Here is a 17509-nt window from a genome sequence, read left to right on the forward strand (position 1 = left end):
CGGGGAGCTACTCCGCGGGGAACGCGGCGCGGATCTCGGCGTGGGGGAGCGCGTGGCTGACATGCCGCGCCCGGCCCACCACGTCCCGGGCGGCGACGAGCGCGTTGGCGACGGCCTCCTCGACGGCCTGCACCGTCGCCTCGAAGAACGGATCCAGGTGGCCCCACGGCAGCGCGATCACGGAGTCGTAGTCCGCGGCGGTCGCCGGGCCGGCCGGCATGCGTGACGAGAACGCACCCGCGTTGGCGGTGGAGAAGGCGAGGAAGATGTCGCCGGAGAAGTGGCTTCCCGTGGTCCCGGTCCGGGCCAGGCCCAGCGGGACGCGGCGCGCGATCGCCGCCAGCTGGCCGGGCAGCAGCGGCGCGTCGGTCGCGACGACCGCGATGACCGAGCCCGCGCCCGCCGTCGACGGCCGGGGTAGGCCGTCACGCGAGAACCAGTCTGTCTCCTCCATCGGATTCGGCACGGATGAGCGCCGGCCCAGCGGCACGCCGGCGAGCCGCAGTTCCGAGCGCTTGCCGAAGTTGGCCTGCACGAAGGCGCCGACGGTGTACCGGGTGCCACCGTGGTCGATGAGGCGGGAGGCGCTGCCCGAGCCGCCTTTGAACCCGTAGCAGTTCATCCCGGTGCCGCCGCCCACGGACCCTTCAGCGATGGGTCCCCCGTGGGCATCCCGGATCGCCTCGGCCGCGTGACCGGGGAGCACGTGGGCTCCGTTGATGTCGTTGAGGTACCCGTCCCAGGTCTCGCCGACGACGGGGAGCATCCACTGGGCCGCGACGGCCGGATGGGCGTCGGCGACCCAGTCGATCGTCCCGCGGTGGACGGTGCCGACCGCGTGCGAGTTCGTGATCAGCACAGGCAGGGCGAGGGATCCCGACTCGTCGATCCAGCTGCGCCCGGTGAGCTCGCCGTTGCCGTTCAACGAGAAGGTCGCGGCCGCGCATGCGGTGCCCACGCCGTCCCGGCCGCGGGGGAGGATCGCCGTCACGCCGGTCTGCACGGGGCCGTCCGAGATCGTGACATAGCCGACCTCGACGCCGGCGACGTCCGTGATCGCGCCGACGGGACCCGGGGTGCCGTCGAAGGGGATGCCGAGGTCGCGGGCACGAGGCCCTCCGCTGGGATGCGTCATGGCGGACAGCATACACACGAGACTGAACGCGTGTTCAAAAAGGTGCTCAGAGTCCTTGAATTGCTTGACATCAGGAGTCCGGTCTGCGTTTAATCCGTGTTCAATGCAGCATCCCTTCGAGCAACGACGCATCGACCAGAGGAGCACCATGACACAGCACCAGCAGAGCGGGCCGCCCGCGCCGGACACCGCGGCGAACCGCGGCGCGCTCGCCCCCGGCCGCCTCGGCGTGTGGGGGATCGTCTTCTTCGTCATCTCGGCGGCCGCCCCGCTCACCGTGGTGGTGAGTGCCGGCCCCACCACCCTCCGGATGGGAAGCATCGGCGCCCCGGGTGCCATGCTGACCTGCGGGTTGATCCTGATCCTGTTCTCGCTCGGCTTCACCGCGATGTCGAAGCACGTGCGCAACACCGGCGCGTTCTACATCTACGCGTCGCGGGGGCTCGGCAAGCCGGCCGGCATCGGCGTGGCGTTCGTGACGGTCTTCGCCTACGGCTTCCTCTGCGTGTGCTTCTACGGCTTCATCGGCTTCTTCGCGCAGTCGACCTTCGCCGATCTGTTCGGGATCGACCTGCCCTGGGGCGTGTACTCCCTCGCCGCCCTGGTGATCGTCGGCCTGCTCGGCTACCGTCACATCGATGTCGGGGCGAAGGTGCTCGGCGTGCTGCTGACGCTCGAGGTCGCCATCCTGCTCGTCCTCGCCGTCGCCGTGCTGGTGCAGGGCGGCCCGGAACCGATCTCGTTCGCCGCCTTCGACCCGGCCAACGTCTTCTTCGCCGCCGGGGCGGGCAGCCTGTTCGTGGTCGGCTTCGGCGCCTATCTCGGCTTCGAAGGGACGGCCATCTATGCGGAGGAGGCCAAGGACCCGACCCGGACGGTGCCGGCGGCCACCTACATCGCGGTCGCCTTCCTCGGGATCTTCTACGCGTTCACCTTCTGGATCCTCACCGTCGCGTTCGGTGCGCAGGGCGTGCTGGCGATGGCGCGCGGCGACGACTTCCAGGACATGGTGTTCACCGCCTCGGGCAGCTATCTCGGCGAATGGGCGACGATCGCGATGCGTGTGCTCATCGTGACCAGCTTCTTCGCCTGCCTGCTCGCGTTCCACAACGCCTGCTCCCGCTACCTGTTCTCGCTCGGCCGGGAGGGCCTGCTGCCGCGCGCGCTCGGCCGCACCCATCCCGTCACCCGTTCGCCCTACCGCGCGAGCCTGCTGCTCTCCGCGGTGTGCCTGATCGCCGTGGTGGTCTGCATCGCGACCGGCGCCGACCCGTTCCTGCAGCTCGCGATCTGGACTTACGCCACGGGCGTCGCGGGCCTGGTCTTCGCGCAGGCGGTGGCGGCCGTGTCGGTGGTCGGGTTCTTCGCCCGCGACCGGCGCGGGCACAGCGTGTTCCGTGCGCTCATCGCCCCGGCCCTCGGGGCGCTCGGCCTCATCGTCGGGCTGCTGCTGATCGTGTTCAACTTCGACGTGGTGACCGGTATGGAGGGGGCCGTCAACTGGATCCTGCTGCTGCCGACGCCGATCCTGTTCGTCGCGGGCATCGTGGCCGGGCTCGTCCTGCGGCGACGTGCTCCGGCGCGCTACGCTGCGCTGACGACCATCGCGACCGGCGACGAGACGGCAGCGGCGCCGCAGACCCGGACGGACGCGGTTCCGCCGCTGAGGACAGGAGAACGGTGACGACCAACCCGCGCCAGAGGCGACGTCGTGAGGAGCTCGTGGCCGCGACCCGGAAGGTGGCGCGGGAACGCGGCATCGCCGCGACCAACGTGCGCGCCGTCGCCGCCGAGGCCGAGGTGAGCGCCGGAGCGGTGCTCTACTACTTCACGACCTTCGACGAGCTGATGTTCGCGGCGGTGGAGGGTGTGGTGGAGGAGTTCTATGAGCGCCGCCGCGCCATCGCCGAGCGGCACGACGACCCGCGCGAGCGCATCCTCGCATTGGTGGAGGCCGGCGTGCCGGACGTGATCAGCGACGATCTGCGCATCGTCTACGAGAGCATCCCGCTGCTGCGCGAGCAGCCGCAGTACAAGCCGCTGCACCGCTCCATCGTCGAACGCCAGGTGATGCTGTACCGCACCACGATCGAGATCGGCGCGGGACTCGGGACCTTCCGGCCTGCCGCGGACGCCGCGACGATCGCCCGCAACCTCGTCGCCCTCGAGGACGCCTACGACCTGTACCCGTTGATCGGCGTCGAGCTCGACCGTGCGCAGAGCAGGCGCAACGTGCTCTCCTACGCCGAACTGGCCCTGGGCTGCGAGCTGGGCGCCGATCTCGGCTGAGCCCGGATCCGGTCAGGCCAGCCAGACCTTGCGGAGGGTCTCGGTCACGGTCCAGACGGTCTCGTCGCCCGCGGTCAGCCGCACCACGTCGCCGGGCCCGATCTCCATCACCTCGCCGGTCGCGACGAACCGGACGGTCGCGTGGCCCGCGATCACCACGAAGAGCTCGTCGGACTCCACGTCGCGCATCGTCCCCGGCGTCATCTCCCAGACGCCGACCTCCGCACCGGCGAAGGAGCCCAGCTCGGCCAGGCCGGTGCGCGGGGCACCGGACACGCGCTGTGCGTCCGGCACCTCCTCGTGGTCGAGCGGCAGGGCCGACGCGACCACGCGTCTCGTCGCGGCGATCCGGTCGCCGTCGTTCTGATCGCCGCCCGGGCCCTCGCCGCTCATGCGCTCGCCAAGGTCTTCGCCATCTCCTCGGTCGACGCCCCGCTGCGGCGGAGCACGAACCCGACGACGGCGAGGGCCACCAGGGTGAGGACGAACATGACCGCGGAGACCGCGGCGATCTCGGGGCGGAGGCCGACGCGCAGCGAGCTGAAGATGTACACCGGCCACGGGGTCGAGCCCGGGACCTGTACGAAGCTCGACACGATCGTGTTGTCGAGGCTGAGCGTGAACGACATGAGCGCCCCGGCCCAGATCGCGGGGCTCGCGACCGGGAGGGTGATCTGCCAGAATCGCTTCAGCGGCGGCGCGTAGAGGTCGGCGGCCGCCTCCTCCAGTGCCTCGTCCATGCCCTGCATCCGGGCGCGGACGATGAAGGTCACCACCGCCACCGAGAGCACGGCGTGGGCGACGACGAGGCGCACCATGCCGTTGCTGAAGATGCCGATGCCGAAGTCGGTGCCGAGGCTCACGAACCACGGCAGCATCGAGACGGCGTCGACGATCTCCGGGGTGAACAGTGTGATCGACAGCAGCAGCGTGGCCCACAGCACCCAGGAGGTCTTCGCCTTCGACCGCGCGAGCGCCAGTCCGCCGAGCGTGCCGAGGATCGTGGACAGCAGCGCGGCCCCGACCGCGGCCTCCAGCGACGTGATCACGGAAGAGCGGATGACGGGGCTCGCCCAGGCGGCCGCATAGGCGTCGAAGCCGAAGCCCTGCCACGTGGCCAGCAGTCGGCCGGTGTTGAACGAGTACGCCAGCATCACCAGGATCGGCAGGAACAGGAAGGCGAACACGAGGATGCCCCAGACGGTGAGGCCGATGCGCACGCCGTCGGGCCGGCGTCGGCGGCGCACCGGGCGGCGCGGGTTCGTGCCGGCCTCGGTGCGGACGGCGAGCATGGCCTCCGTCGCGGTCGGTGTCGTCATGCGCCCGCTCCCTTCGTGAGCACGACCCGGCGCGATCGCCGCACCAGGTACCGGATGAGGAGGGCGACGCCACCGACGATGACGACGGCCGCCGCGATGAACAGCATCAGCAGGACCGCCATGGCCGAGCCCAGTGCCCAGTTCTGCGCCGTGTTGAACTGACTGGCGACCAGCTGACCGACCATGTTGCCCTGTGCGCCGCCGAGCACGGAGGCGGTGACGTAGTCGCCCATCAGCGGGATGAACACCAACAGACAGCCCGACGCGATCCCGGGGGCCGCCAGGGGCAGCGTGACCTGGAGGAACGTGCGCACACGGTTGGCGCCGAGGTCGGCGCTCGCCTCGCGCAACGGCTGGCCGGCGCGGTCCATCGCCACGTACAGCGGCAGGATCATCAGCGGCAGGTAGTTGTAGACGACACCGAGCTGCACGGCGGCCTGGGTGTAGAGCACGTTCAGGTCGCCGTGGATGATCCCGAGGGCCTGCAGCGCGTCGGACAGGAATCCCTGCGGCGACAGCACGATCTGCCAGCCCAGGGTCCGTACCAGGAAGTTCGTCCAGAACGGCACCAGGACGAGTGCGAGCGCGAGCGCCCGATACTGCGGGCGCAGCTTCACGGCCAGCCAATACGCGAAGGGCACCCCGATCACGAGGCAGATCGCTGTGCCGACCAGCCCGATCCGCAGCGTGTTGACGAAGGTGCCGAGGAACGTCGCGTCCAGCGCCTCGCCGTAGCGGTCGAACGAGAGCTTGTCGTTGGCGTGGGCGGAGAAGAGGTCCGGCTTGTAGCCGAAGCTGTACCAGAGCACGAGGGCCAGCGGCACGATGAAGAAGAACAGCACGAACGCCCAGGTCGGGAACCCGGCGATCGTGGTGCCCGAGAGCCGGGTGCGCAGCCGGCGGCGCTGCGGGCCGGGCGTCGATCCGGAGCCGGTCGCCGTGCGGTCCCCGGCACGGGATGCGGTCGCTGTCGCGGTCATCAGGAGCCTGCCTTCGCCATCATGCGGTTCACGATCGACACCAGCCGCTCGGCCGCGCCGTTGAGCTCGGCCGGGGTCAGGCGCGCGATCACGTCGTCGGACGGGAACACCAGCTCCGGCAGCGCGAAGTCCTCGCTCTGCGCGCGCTCGCGGAGCCCCTTCACCCCGGTCGAGTACCCGATGTAGTCGACCTCCCGGTACGACGCGTCCGGTTCGAGGATCGCGTCGATGAACGCGCAGGCGGCATCGGGATGCTGCGCGCCCGTCGCGATCGCCCAGGTGTCCATCCACAGGTTCGCGGTCGGCGTCGGGTAGACGAACGTCCAGTTCTTGGGGATCGTGTCCGTGGCGAGCATCCCCTGCCGGGCGTCCCCGTTGAACGCCTGGCAGAGGGCGAACGTGCCCTCGGGGATGCCGCTGGTGACGGCCGTGGAGTTGAACGCCTTGATGTGCGGGGCGAGCGTGTTCACGAGGTAGTCCTCGGCGGCCTCGAGGTCGGCCTTCTTCGTCGTGTTGGGGTCGATGCCGTTGGCCGCGAAGTACATGCTGGCGACCTCCCACGGATCCTCCAGCACGGCGACGTTCTTGCTCGCCTCCTTCTGGGCGGCGTCGAGGAAGTCGGCCCACGAGGTCATCGGCCGCTGGATCACATCGGTGTTGTATGCGAACCCGGTGGTGCCCCAGTCCTTGCAGACCGAATAGACGTTGCCGCGGTCCCACGACTGGTCGAGATAGTGCGGGTCGATGTTGCCCAGGTTGCGCAGCCGGGAGTGGTCGAGCTTCTGCAGGAGCCCGTTCGCCGACATCATCGGGATGTAGCTGCCGGTCGGCACGACGATGTCGTAGCCGCTCGTGCCACGGGTGGCGCCGAGCTTGGCGATCATCTCCTCGTTGGAGCCGTAGCTGTCGAGCTGGACGGTGACGCCGTGCTTCTTCTGGAAGGACGTGATGTTCGACGGATCGTCGTAGTCGCCCCAGCTGTACACGTTGAGCTGGCTCTCGAGCTTCCCGTCGGGCGCGACGGAGGCGCCGAAGGCCGTCTCCCGCGTGCAGGCGGTGAGCGCGAGCCCGGCCGCGGTCACGGCGAAGCCGCCGAGCAGCGCACGTCGCGTGATGCGGGCGGCTCCGGCCTCGGGGATCAGCGCGACGACGTCGGCGGCGCTGCTCGCGCGGCCGTCGCGGCGGGTGCGCCGCATCTCAGGCGGCCTCGGCGTCGGTGTCCGCACCGGCCGCGGCGTCGGCGGGGAAGACGTGCAGGTCGCCGTCGGCCCAGCCGCACCACACCGGGTCTCCGGTGCTCAGCTGCTCCACCTGGCTCGGCGGTCGCCGCGAGAGCAGTTCGACCCCGGCCGCGGTCACGACCACGTACTGGATCACATCGCCGAGGAAGGAGATGCCGGCGAGGGTCCCCTGCACGGCCGTGCCGTCGGGTCGTTCCCGGCCGACGGTGACGGCCTCGGCGCGGACGGCGACCCGCACCCGGTCGCCGCTGCGGGCGTCCGACCCGGCCGCCGAGCCCACCCGGCCGTCGGCGGCGTGCAGCGAGGCGTCCGGCTGCACGGTCGCCTCGATGAAGTTCTGCTTGCCGATGAAGCCGGCGACGAACGCGTTCGCGGGGGACAGGTACACCGCCTCCGTCGACCCGATCTGCTGCACGGCGCCGCCCTGCATCACGACGATGCGGTCGCTCATCGAGAGCGCCTCCTGCTGGTCGTGGGTCACGAACACGAAGGTGATGCCGAGCTGGCGCTGCAACAGCTTCAGCTCGATCTGCATCTCCTCGCGCAGCTTGCGGTCGAGGGCGGACATCGGCTCGTCCAGCAGCAGCACCCGCGGCCGATTGACGAGCGCGCGAGCCAGGGCGACACGCTGCTGCTGGCCGCCGGAGAGCTTCTGCGGGCTCCGGTCGGCGAAGGATCCCATCCGGGAGAGCTCCAGGGCGTCCCGCACCCGTTCGGCGATCTCCGAGCGCGGCACCCGCTTCTGCCGCAGGCCGTAGGCGACGTTCTCGGCGACGGTCATGTGCGGGAACAGCGCGTAGGACTGGAAGACCGTGTTGACCGGTCGCTTGTGCGGTGGCGTGTCGATGACGCTCGTCCCGCCGACCGCGATGTCGCCCGCGTCGGGATGTTCGAACCCGGCGATCATGCGCAGCAGGGTGGTCTTGCCGCAGCCGGACGGCCCCAGGAGCGAGATGAACTCCCCGCTGCGCACGTCCAGGTCGATGTGGTCGACCGCGGTCTGCGATCCGAACAGCTTGGTGACCCCGCGCAGCTGCACGGAGCCGTCGGAGGCCGGTGGGGTGGACGTCATCGTCGGTGTTCTCCTCGTGGTCGGGCGGAGGCGGTGGGCGAGGTGCTCAGCTGTCGAAGCCGAGCCCCACCGCATCCAGGGTCTTCAGGAACAGGTTGCGCTTGCCGTCGTTGTGATCCGCGCGGTCCAGCGACAGCCGGGTCAGGTTGATGCCGAGGGAGGCCGCGGGCTCGGGGGGGAAGGGCAGCGGTCGGCTCTTCACCATCGCGAGCTCGGTGCGCTCTGTGCGGCGGCCGGCGAGCAGGTCGAGCATGACCTGCGCACCGAAATGCGTCGCGGCGACGCCGAGCCCGGTGTAGCCCGTCGCGTAGGCGACCCGGCCGCCGCGAGCGGATCCGAAGAAGGCGCAGAACCGGCTGCAGGTGTCGATCGCGCCGGCCCACTTGTTCGTGAACCGCACCCCCTCCAACTGCGGGAAGGTGGTGAAGAAGTGGCTCGCGAGGCGGGAGAAGGTCTCGGGACGGTTCTCGTACTCCTCGCGCACCCGTCCGCCGTAGTGGTAGATCGCGTCGTAGCCGCCGAACAGGATGCGGTTGTCCGCCGAGAGCCGGTAGTAGTGGAACTGGTTGGCCGAGTCACCGAGGCCCTGCCGCCCGCTCCAGCCGATGGAGGCGAGCTGGGCATCCGACAGCGGCTCGGTCATCAGCACGTAGTCGTACACCGGCACCGTCTGCAGCCGGTTGCGCTTCAGCAGGCTCGGGAAGACGTTGGTCGCCAGCGCGGTGCGCTCCGCACGGACGATGCCGCCGGGGGTCTCGAGGGTGGTTCCGTCGCCGATGCTCTCCACCGGCGAGTGCTCGAAGATCTCGACCCCGAGGTCGGTGCAGGCCCGGGCCAGCGCGCGGGCGAGCTTCGCCGGATGCACCAGCGATGAGTCGGCGGTGCGCAGGAGGCCGGCCAGGTAGCTGGGGGAGTGGACCTCGGCGCGCACCGCCTCGGTGTCGAGGAAGACGGCGTGCTCGCCGTCGGCGGCCTCCCGTAGCCACTCCACCTGGTGCGGTTCGGTGGCGAGATCGATGGCGCCGTTGCGCTCGAAGTCGGCGTCGAGCCCGAGCTCCGCGATGGTGGCCTCGATCTCGTCGAGGTTCTGCATCCCGAGCCGCTGGAGCTGGTCGAACTCCTGCGGGAAGCGGTTGAGGCCGTTGTCGTCGCCGTGGGTCAGGCTGGCCTCGCAGAAGCCGCCGTTGCGTCCGGAGGCCGCCCAGCCGATCCGGCGCGCTTCCAGCAGCACCACCCGGGCCGCCGGGTTCTCGCGCTTGGCGAGGAGCGCCGTCCACAGCCCGGAGTATCCGCCGCCGACGACCGCGAGGTCGCACGAGAGGTCTCCAGAGAGCGTGGGGTAGGAATCGCCGGGAGCGTCCTCGAGCCAGAACACCGCCTGCCGGGTGCCCGCGAGCGCGTGCCGCACCACCGACGCGTCCGGTCGGCTTCGTTCGAATACGGTACTGCCCACGTCACACGCGCCTCTCTGCCGGGTTTGTGACATTCTGCCCCCTGCCCATGGGCCACGTCGACGGATTCCGTACCGAATCGGCCGCTATTCCATGCATTTCGTCCGATGGCCTCGCGAGCGCTCGGTGGCCGCCCACCTGCCGGGGGTCGCATCCTGTCGCTCTGCGGGCGCCCGAGCGACAGGATGCGACCCGGGAGGGAAGCTGCTCACGCCGGGGCGTGCCGCTCCAGGAAGTCGTAGACCTCGGTCGAGTCCACGCCGGGGAACGTCCCCGTCGGCAGGGCGGCGAGCAGGGACGTCGGTGTGCGGGCGGCCGGCCAGGCCTGGCCTTCCCACCGCTCCGCGAGCGTTCCGGAGGGGCGGCGGCAGCAGCTCTCGTCCGGGCAACGCGACACCGCGCGATGCGGGGTCTCCCGGCCGCGGAACCACTTCACGTGGGCGAACGGGACCCCCACGCTGACGGAGTAGTCGCCCTCCTTGGCCTTCTCGATGCGGGAGGTGCACCAGTACGTCCCGCGCGGGGTGTCCGTGTACTGGTAATACGGGCTGAACCGATCCTCCACGTCGAACACGGTGCGAGCGGTCCAGCTGCGGCAGACCGGCGTGCCCTCGATGGCGCCGAGCGCGTCGGAGGGGAAGGCGACCGAGTCGTTCTCGTACGCCTTGATGATGGTGCCCGACTCGTGCACCTTCATGAAGTGCACCGGGATGCCCAGACGTGCGGTCGCGAGGTTGGTGAAGCGGTGCGCGGCGGTCTCGTACGAGACGGCGAACGCGTCGCGCAGATCCTCCATCGAGAGGCGACGGAAGTTCTTGGCCTCGGTGAGGACGGCCACGGCGTCCTTCTCGGGCAGCAGCAGGGCGGCGGTCAGGTAGTTGGTCTCGATGCGCTGCCGCAGAAATTCGGCGTAGTTTCCGGGTTCGTCGTGCCCGAGCAGTTGCGAGGCGAACGCCTGCAGGATCGGTGAGCGGGAGTCGCGGGAGGCCGACTGCTCGGTCGGCAGGTAGATGCGGCCGTTGCGTTTGTCGGTCACCGAGCGGGTGGAGTGCGGCAGGTCCGCCACGTAGTGCAGGGAGAAGCCGAGATGGTCGGCCATCTCGGCAACGGTCCGCTGCGAGACCGGCCCACCGGTGTGGCCGACGGCGGCGAGCAGCTCGGCGGCGATCGCCTCGAGCTCCGCGAAATAGTTGTCGCGCGCGCGCATCGTCGCGCGCAGTTCGGCATTCGCCCGGCGCGCCTCCTCCGGGGTGGCGGCGCGCTCCCGGTGTAGGCGCTCCACCTCCTGGTGCAGCGCCAGGATCGCCCGGAGGGTGGCGTCGGGGACGGCTTTGGACACACGCACCGGGTCGATCCCGAGGGCGCCGAACACGGTGCCGCGCTGCGCCCGCTCCACGGCGATCTCGAGCGCCGCCCGCTCGTCCGGCGCCTCCGGTGCGAGGAGGTCGTCGACCGTGACGCCGAGCGCCGAGGCGATGGCGCGCAGCTGCGGCAGGCGCGGCTCGCGGTTGCCGTTCTCGATGGTGGAGACCTGCGAGGGCGCGCGGTCGATCGCCGCGGCCAGAGCCTCCAGCGTCATCCCGCGTCGCGTGCGTGCCGCGCGGATGCGCCGCCCGAGGGTGAGCGCGTCCGCCGCCAGGTCGTCGTCGACCGTGTCTGTCATGCAGGCCATGGTGACACCGCTGCGAAGTTCTGGCAAACAGAAGAACCGCCGGATTTCTGTCGACGGATCCGATCGAGACCGATCGTGGCGGTCGCAGGATCGTCTCAACCGATCCGACCGATGGAGGTCACGATGAGCACCGCAGACCACCCCGAGCACCGCCCCGGCGACACGACGCAGACCGCCGCCGCGCTGCAACTGGAATGGGACGCCGACCCGCGCTGGTCCGGCATCCGCCGCGACTACACCGCCGCCGATGTCGTCGCCCTGCGCGGTCCCGTCCGCGAGGAGCAGACGCTCGCCCGCCGCGGTGCCGAGCGGCTCTGGGAGCTGATCCAGCGCGACGGCAGCGGTCCCGACGCGCGGTGGGTCGCCGCCCTGGGCGCGTTGACCGGCAACCAGGCCGTGCAGCAGGTGCGCGCCGGGCTCGAGGCCGTCTATCTCTCCGGCTGGCAGGTCGCGGCCGACGCGAACCTCTCCGGCCAGACCTACCCCGACCAGAGCCTGTACCCGGCCAACTCCGTCCCCGCCGTCGTGCGCCGCATCAACAACGCGCTGCTGCGGGCGGGGCAGGTCGAGGGCGTCGACGGCGCCGTGTCCGACTGGATGGCGCCGATCGTCGCCGACGCGGAGGCCGGGTTCGGCGGACCGCTCAACGCGTACGAGCTGATGCACGGGATGATCCAGGCCGGCGCCGCGGGCGTGCACTGGGAGGACCAGCTCGCGAGCGAGAAGAAGTGCGGGCACATGGGCGGCAAGGTGCTCGTCCCGACCGGGCAGCACATCCGCACGCTCAACGCCGCACGGCTCGCCGCCGATGTCGCGGGCGTCCCCACCATCGTCATCGCCCGCACGGACTCGCTCGCCGCGACGCTGCTGACGAGCGACCACGATGAGCGCGACCGTCCCTTCCTCACCGGCACCCGCACCGCGGAGGGCTTCTACGAGGTGACGAACGGCATCGACCCCGTGATCGCCCGCGGGCTGGCGTACGCGCCGTACGCCGACCTCCTCTGGGTGGAGTCGGCCGAGCCCGACCTGGAGCTGGCGCGCCGCTTCGCCGAGGCGGTGCACGCCGAGCACCCGGGCAAGAAGCTCGCCTACAACTGCTCGCCGTCGTTCAACTGGCGCTCGCACCTCGACGACGAGACGATCGCGCGCTTCCAGCGGGAGCTCGCGGCGATGGGATACGCCTTCCAGTTCATCACGCTGGCCGGCTTCCACGCCCTCAACCACTCGATGTACACGCTCGCCCGCGACTACGCGTCGCGGCAGATGAGCGCCTACGTCGACCTCCAGGAGGCCGAGTTCGCCTCCGAGGCCGACGGCTACACCGCCACCCGCCACCAGCGGGAGGTCGGCACCGGCTACTTCGACCGCGTCGCGACCGCGCTCAACCCCGACAGCGCCACCCTCGCCCTCGTGGGATCCACCGAACAGCACCAGTTCTGACCCCCCAACCCCCCACCTCCCCAGCCATCGCTTCCGGAGTTCGGTACGCCGACACGCGGTACAAGGCGTACACAACTCCGGAACGGATGGCGGGCGGCGGGGGACTGACCAAGGAGACACGACCATGATCGAGATCACCGGTCCGACCGTTCCCGGCTCGGACGACATCCTGACCCCGGAAGCCCTGAGCTTCCTCGACCACCTGCACCAGGCGTTCGCCGCTCGCCGGCAGGAACTGCTCGCCGAGCGCCAGCGGCACCGCGGCGAGGCCGGCAACGGCCGCGACCCGCGGTTCCTGAGCGCGACGGCCGCCATCCGCGAGGACCCGGACTGGCGCGTCGCCGGGGCCGGCCCCGGCCTCGACGACCGCCGCGTGGAGATCACCGGTCCGACCGACCCGAAGATGGCGATCAACGCGCTCAACTCCGGGGCCCGCGTGTGGCTCGCCGACCAGGAGGACGCCACGAGCCCGACGTGGACCAACGTCGTCGGCGGTCAGCGCACCCTGCGCGACGCCGTGCGCGGCGAGCTGGAGTTCACGAGCCCGGACGGCAGGGAGTACCGCGTCACCACCCCGCTCGAGCACACGCCCACCATCGTCATGCGCCCGCGGGGCTGGCACCTGGTGGAGAAGCACCTCGCCTTCACCGACCGCGCCGGGCGCACCGCCCCCGCGAGCGCCTCCCTGACCGATTTCGGCCTGTACTTCTGGCACAACGCCCAGGCGCTCGTCGACGGCGGCCGGGGCCCGTACTTCTACCTGCCGAAGCTCGAGTCGCATCGCGAGGCGCGGCTCTGGAACGACATCTTCGTCTTCGCGCAGCAGCGCATCGGGATGCCCGTCGGCACCGTCCGTGCGACCGTGCTGATCGAGACGATCCCGGCCGCCTTCGAGATGGAGGAGATCCTCTACGAGCTGCGCGACCATTGCGCCGGGCTGAACGCCGGCCGCTGGGACTACATCTTCTCGATCATCAAGACCTTCCTCGGCCGCGGCCGCCGGTTCGCGTTCGGCGACCGGGACCGGATCACGATGACCGTCCCGTTCATGCGCGCCTACACCGAGCTGCTCGTCGCGACTTGCCACAAGCGCGGCGCGCACGCCATCGGCGGCATGAGCGCGTTCATCCCGAACCGCCGCGACCCGGAGGCCACCGAGCGGGCGCTCGCCAAGGTCGCCGACGACAAGCGGCGCGAGGCCGGCGACGGCTTCGACGGCACCTGGGTCGCCCACCCGGACCTCATCCCGACGGCCCTGGCCGAGTTCGACGCTGTGTTGGGCGAAAAGCCGAACCAGCTGGAGCGGCAGCGTCCCGACGTGCACGTCACGGCGGACGACCTGCTCGATGTGACGACCGCCGACAGCACGGTCACCGACGCCGGAGTGCGCTCGAACGTCTCCGTCGCCCTCCGCTACATCGAGGCCTGGCTGGGCGGCACCGGCGCGGTCGCCATCGACGGGCTGATGGAGGATGCGGCGACAGCCGAGATCTCCCGCTCCCTGCTGCGCCAGTGGATCGACAACCGGGTCACGACCCAGGAGGGCACCCCGGTCGACCGGGCACTCGTCGAGCGGATCCTCGCCGAGGAGCTCGGCCGGTTGCGCACCCCGGAGGGCGACGACCGCTACGAGGAGGCCGCCGGCATCCTGCGCGAGGTCTCCCTCGGTGAGGAGTTCCCGACCTTCCTCACCATCCCGGCCTACGCCCGCCACCTCGTGGACGCTCCGGAGCCCGAGCGGCTGGCGCTCGCGGGCTGACGGCGCCGCGCCACTCAGGGGTGGTGCTCGAGGACTCCTTCGAGCACCACCCCGTGGTTGTGCGCGTCGCGAGCGCCGACCAGCAGGGTGACGACGGGGTGCTCGCGGGCGAGCTCGCGCAGCTGCGCCACGGCGGGATTGTCGGCGAGCTCGGCCTCGTACCGGGCGCGGAACTCCTCGAACGGCGGATTCCCCTGGTGGAACCATTGCCGCAGCGCGGTCGACGGCGCCACGTCCTTCAGCCACAGGTCGAGTTCCGCGCGTTCCTTCGAGAGGCCGCGCGGCCACAGCCGGTCGACGAGCACGCGGAAGCCGTCATCGCGGGAGGGTGCGTCGTAGACGCGGCGCACCCGGAAGGCGCCGGCCTGATCCGAAGCCGCGGTCACAGGGGAGCCAGCAGGGCTCCGCGCAACCGGTCGCTGAGCCCGGGCGGGACGTCGACCGCCACCCCCAGTGCCTGGATCGCCCGGCTGAAGTAGTTGCGGGCCGCGGCGGCGAGCGTGATGTCGACGATCTCCCGGTCGGTGAAGCCCAGCTCGCGCAATCGCAGGCTGTCGGCGTCGGTCATGCCGGCGGAATCCGTGCTGATCTTCTCCGCGTACTCCATCATCGCGACGTCGGCCTCGCTCAGATCGGCGTGGCGGTAGTCGCGGGCGATGGCTTCCAGCTCGTCCTCCGGGATGAGCGTCAGCGTCTTGCGCCCGTGCGCGAGACGGCAATGCTCGGAGTGCGCGCCCTGGGCCGCGGCCAGCGTGACCAGTTCGTACCGGCGCACGCCGAGCTGCGCGACGATCGCGCGCACCAGCTGCTCCCACGCCACGTACGCCTCCGGATTCACGGCCATCACCCGGGTGTGCTCGGGAACGTAGCCGACATCGCGCTGGTCGTGCGCATAGATCGCGGCGACGTCTCCGGTCGCCTCGCCCGGTTCGGTGGTCTGGATGATGGACACGGCTGCCTCCTCGTGACGCCCCCGACGCGCCCATGATGCCATCCGTCGCCCATCCCGGCCAGTGCGGAACGGCCGAGGTTCACGTCGTTGCGCTCATTCGGCCCGAATGACGGCAACGACGTGAACTTCGGCGGGGTCAGGCGCCGAGTTCGCGCAGCCGCACGGCGAGCACCGTCCGCAGCGTCTCCGCGCTCAGGGGCACCGCGGGCGGGAAGTGCAGGGTCGCGCCGGTGATGCTGCCCTCGGTCAGCGTCCCGGCCAGCTCGGCGGCGGCAGACGGGCTCATCAGCAGGAGGCTGCAGTCCTTCGCCGTCGCGGAGAGGCCGACCAGTCCCGTGCCGTTCAGCCGGAGGATCGGGACGCGGTAGCTGATGACCTGTTCGACGTCGGGGACGATCGCGAGGATCCGGTCGCGGACGGTCCGGAGCGCGGCGCCGAACGGCTCGCCGATGCGCTCGAGGTACTCCTCGACCGTGTCCGCTTCCACACCTCGCGCCATGCCGCGACCCTAGTCCCGCGGCGTGAGCGGTCGCAACACGCCCTTTTCCGTGACGTTTCGGCGCGGAAAAGGGCGTGTTGTGACGTCTCAGGGTTGCGGCGTCTGCGTGTTGCGACGTGTCAGTGGGCGAAGGCGCCGTCGGAGACGGAGTCGGCGGGTTTGCTGATGAAGAAGGAGCCGACCACGGCGAACAGCGAGATGATCGCCGCGGCGAGGAACGCCACCTTGATGCCGCCGGCGGTCGCGACGTCGAGGGGCGCGCCACCTGCCGTGAGCGCCGCCGTCTGCGCGGACAGCACGGCGACCAGCAGAGCGGTCCCGGCGGCGCCGCCGACCTGCTGCACGGTGCCGACGATCGCGCTGCCGTGCGAGTAGAGGTGCGGAGGGACCGCGCCGAGACCCGCGGTGAACAGCGGTGTGAACATCAGGGCGAGCCCCAGGCTCATCACGACGTGCGCGGCGAGGACGAGCCCGACCGGCGTGTGCTCGCTCACCAGGGTGAGCGACCAGAGCGCGAGGCTCACGAGGATGGAGCCGGGAACGACGAGCACCCGCGGCCCGAACCGGTCGTAGAGCCGGCCGACGAACGGCGCGGCCAGTCCCATCACCAGTCCGCCGGGCAGCAGGAGCAGGCCCGTCGACAGGGTGTCCAGATGCAGCACGTGCTGGAGGTAGAGCGGCAGCACGATGATCACGCCGAACATCGCCGCCGTGCTGATCGCCATCAACACGATCGAGACGGTGAACACGGGGGAGCGGAACGTGCGCAGGTCGAGCAGCGCACGGTCGCGCCGCTGCAGGATCAGCTGGCGCACGATGAAGGTGGTCAGTCCGACCACGCCGATGGCGAGCGAGATCCAGAGCGCCGGACCGGCGCCTCCCGACGCGCCTCCCGATTCGCCGGAGAGGGTCAGCCCGTAGACCAGCCCGCCGAAGCCGAGCGCCGAGAGCACGACGGAGAGGACGTCGATGCGCACCTTCTCGGTCTCGGTCACGTTCTCGACGAAGCGCATGCCGATCAGGAGCATGATCAGAGCGATCGGCAGCACGATCAGGAAGATCCAGCGCCAGGCGAGGTAGTTGAGGATGAAACCGGAGATGGTGGGGCCGATGGCCGGCGCGACCGAGATCACGATCGAGACGTTGCCCATGGTGCGGCCGCGCTTGGCCGGCGGCACCAGCGTCATGAGCGTCGTCATGAGCAGCGGGAGCATCATGGCCGTTCCGGAGGCCTGGATGACGCGGGCGCCGACGAGCACGGCGAAGCCGGGGGCGAGCGCCGCGGTCAGGGTGCCGAGGGAGAACAGCGACATGGCGGTGATGAACATCGCCCGCGTCGTGAACCGCTGCAGCAGGAAGCCGGTGATCGGGATCACGATCGCCATCGTGAGCATGAACGCCGTCGACAGCCACTGGGCGGCGAGCGCGTCGATGTTCAGGTCGTCCATCAGCTTCGGGATGGCGACCGTCATGATCGTCTCGTTGAGGATGACCACGAACGTGGCGGCGAGCAGCAGCCAGATCACCCGGTTGTTGCGGCGTTCGATCCGGGTGGCGTCCGCGGCGGCGGCGCCCTCGACGGTGGCGTCGTTCGCGGCGGCGGATCCGGCGAGGACGGCGGGCACAGGTGAGGTCTGCTCAGTCACCGGTCAACAGTACCGACGACCGGCGACAGCGGGGGTTTCGAACGGGTAAAC

The 17509-nt window shown here is 70.6% G+C and carries 16 protein-coding genes; 4 read left to right on the forward strand and 12 right to left on the reverse strand.

The genetic code is table 11. The features are described 5' to 3' along the window. Positions 1-7: 7 nt before the first annotated feature. The gene (locus U870_RS0117905) at positions 8-1135 is read right to left on the reverse strand and encodes a P1 family peptidase (RefSeq protein ID WP_081815338.1); all 1128 of its coding nucleotides are present in this window, start codon (positions 1133-1135) and stop codon (positions 8-10) included. Between the two features lie 148 nt (positions 1136-1283). Here U870_RS0117905 and U870_RS0117910 point away from each other — a divergent pair, with 148 nt between their 5' ends. Both U870_RS0117910 and U870_RS0117915 read left to right on the forward strand, forming a co-directional pair. Beyond that, entirely contained in the window at positions 1284-2819 is a 1536-nt protein-coding gene (locus tag U870_RS0117910) for an APC family permease (protein ID WP_081815339.1), read from the forward strand. A 38-nt stretch (positions 2820-2857) separates the two neighbouring features. Then, positions 2858-3424 carry a TetR/AcrR family transcriptional regulator gene (locus U870_RS0117915; protein WP_240183750.1) on the forward strand — a complete coding sequence of 189 codons (567 nt, stop codon included), beginning with the start codon at positions 2858-2860 and terminating at the stop codon, positions 3422-3424. Between the two features lie 12 nt (positions 3425-3436). On the opposite strand, the gene U870_RS0117920 is transcribed toward U870_RS0117915, so the two are convergent. The 7 genes from U870_RS0117920 to U870_RS0117950 all read right to left on the reverse strand — a co-directional run bounded on the left by U870_RS0117920 (position 3437) and on the right by U870_RS0117950 (position 11150). Continuing rightward, positions 3437-3817, reverse strand: coding sequence for a cupin domain-containing protein (locus U870_RS0117920; RefSeq protein ID WP_081815337.1), 381 nt, complete (start codon positions 3815-3817; stop codon positions 3437-3439). Beyond that, the gene (locus U870_RS0117925; RefSeq protein WP_025158749.1) at positions 3814-4743 is read right to left on the reverse strand and encodes an ABC transporter permease; all 930 of its coding nucleotides are present in this window, start codon (positions 4741-4743) and stop codon (positions 3814-3816) included. Before U870_RS0117925 ends, U870_RS0117920 begins: the two co-directional genes overlap by 4 nt. Further along, positions 4740-5723 (reverse strand): ABC transporter permease, encoded by a 984-nt coding sequence (locus tag U870_RS0117930; RefSeq protein ID WP_025158750.1) that lies wholly within the window; start codon positions 5721-5723, stop codon positions 4740-4742. Before U870_RS0117930 ends, U870_RS0117925 begins: the two co-directional genes overlap by 4 nt. Then, positions 5723-6919 (reverse strand): polyamine ABC transporter substrate-binding protein, encoded by a 1197-nt coding sequence (locus tag U870_RS0117935; RefSeq protein ID WP_025158751.1) that lies wholly within the window; start codon positions 6917-6919, stop codon positions 5723-5725. Before U870_RS0117935 ends, U870_RS0117930 begins: the two co-directional genes overlap by 1 nt. A gap of 1 nt (position 6920) precedes the next feature. Then, complete coding sequence (locus U870_RS0117940) at positions 6921-8036, reverse strand: ABC transporter ATP-binding protein (RefSeq protein ID WP_025158752.1); 1116 nt, start codon at positions 8034-8036, stop codon at positions 6921-6923. Between the two features lie 46 nt (positions 8037-8082). After that, the gene (locus U870_RS0117945) at positions 8083-9489 is read right to left on the reverse strand and encodes an NAD(P)/FAD-dependent oxidoreductase (RefSeq protein WP_025158753.1); all 1407 of its coding nucleotides are present in this window, start codon (positions 9487-9489) and stop codon (positions 8083-8085) included. 206 nt (positions 9490-9695) lie between these two features. Then, on the reverse strand, positions 9696-11150 hold the full coding sequence (locus tag U870_RS0117950) for a helix-turn-helix transcriptional regulator (protein WP_240183751.1): 1455 nt from the start codon (positions 11148-11150) through the stop codon (positions 9696-9698). Between the two features lie 132 nt (positions 11151-11282). Here U870_RS0117950 and aceA point away from each other — a divergent pair, with 132 nt between their 5' ends. Continuing rightward, on the forward strand, positions 11283-12602 hold the full coding sequence (aceA, locus tag U870_RS0117955; protein WP_029947814.1) for an isocitrate lyase: 1320 nt from the start codon (positions 11283-11285) through the stop codon (positions 12600-12602). A gap of 124 nt (positions 12603-12726) precedes the next feature. Continuing rightward, positions 12727-14361, forward strand: coding sequence for a malate synthase A (gene aceB, locus U870_RS0117960; RefSeq protein ID WP_025158756.1), 1635 nt, complete (start codon positions 12727-12729; stop codon positions 14359-14361). 14 nt (positions 14362-14375) lie between these two features. Here the strand turns inward: aceB and U870_RS0117965 are convergent, their stop codons facing one another. The 4 genes from U870_RS0117965 to U870_RS0117980 all read right to left on the reverse strand — a co-directional run bounded on the left by U870_RS0117965 (position 14376) and on the right by U870_RS0117980 (position 17437). Further along, on the reverse strand, positions 14376-14747 hold the full coding sequence (locus tag U870_RS0117965; RefSeq protein ID WP_025158757.1) for a DUF488 domain-containing protein: 372 nt from the start codon (positions 14745-14747) through the stop codon (positions 14376-14378). After that, positions 14744-15313, reverse strand: coding sequence for a carboxymuconolactone decarboxylase family protein (locus tag U870_RS0117970; RefSeq protein ID WP_025158758.1), 570 nt, complete (start codon positions 15311-15313; stop codon positions 14744-14746). Before U870_RS0117970 ends, U870_RS0117965 begins: the two co-directional genes overlap by 4 nt. A gap of 136 nt (positions 15314-15449) precedes the next feature. Then, positions 15450-15812, reverse strand: coding sequence for an iron chaperone (locus U870_RS23305; protein WP_162819185.1), 363 nt, complete (start codon positions 15810-15812; stop codon positions 15450-15452). 119 nt (positions 15813-15931) lie between these two features. Continuing rightward, a complete protein-coding gene (locus tag U870_RS0117980) occupies positions 15932-17437 on the reverse strand; it encodes an MDR family MFS transporter (RefSeq protein WP_025158760.1) in 1506 nt (501 codons plus the stop codon). Positions 17438-17509: the final 72 nt, after the last annotated feature.

The sequence above is a fragment of the Leifsonia aquatica H1aii genome (assembly GCF_000633535.1).
GTDB lineage: Bacteria > Actinomycetota > Actinomycetes > Actinomycetales > Microbacteriaceae > Leifsonia > Leifsonia aquatica_A.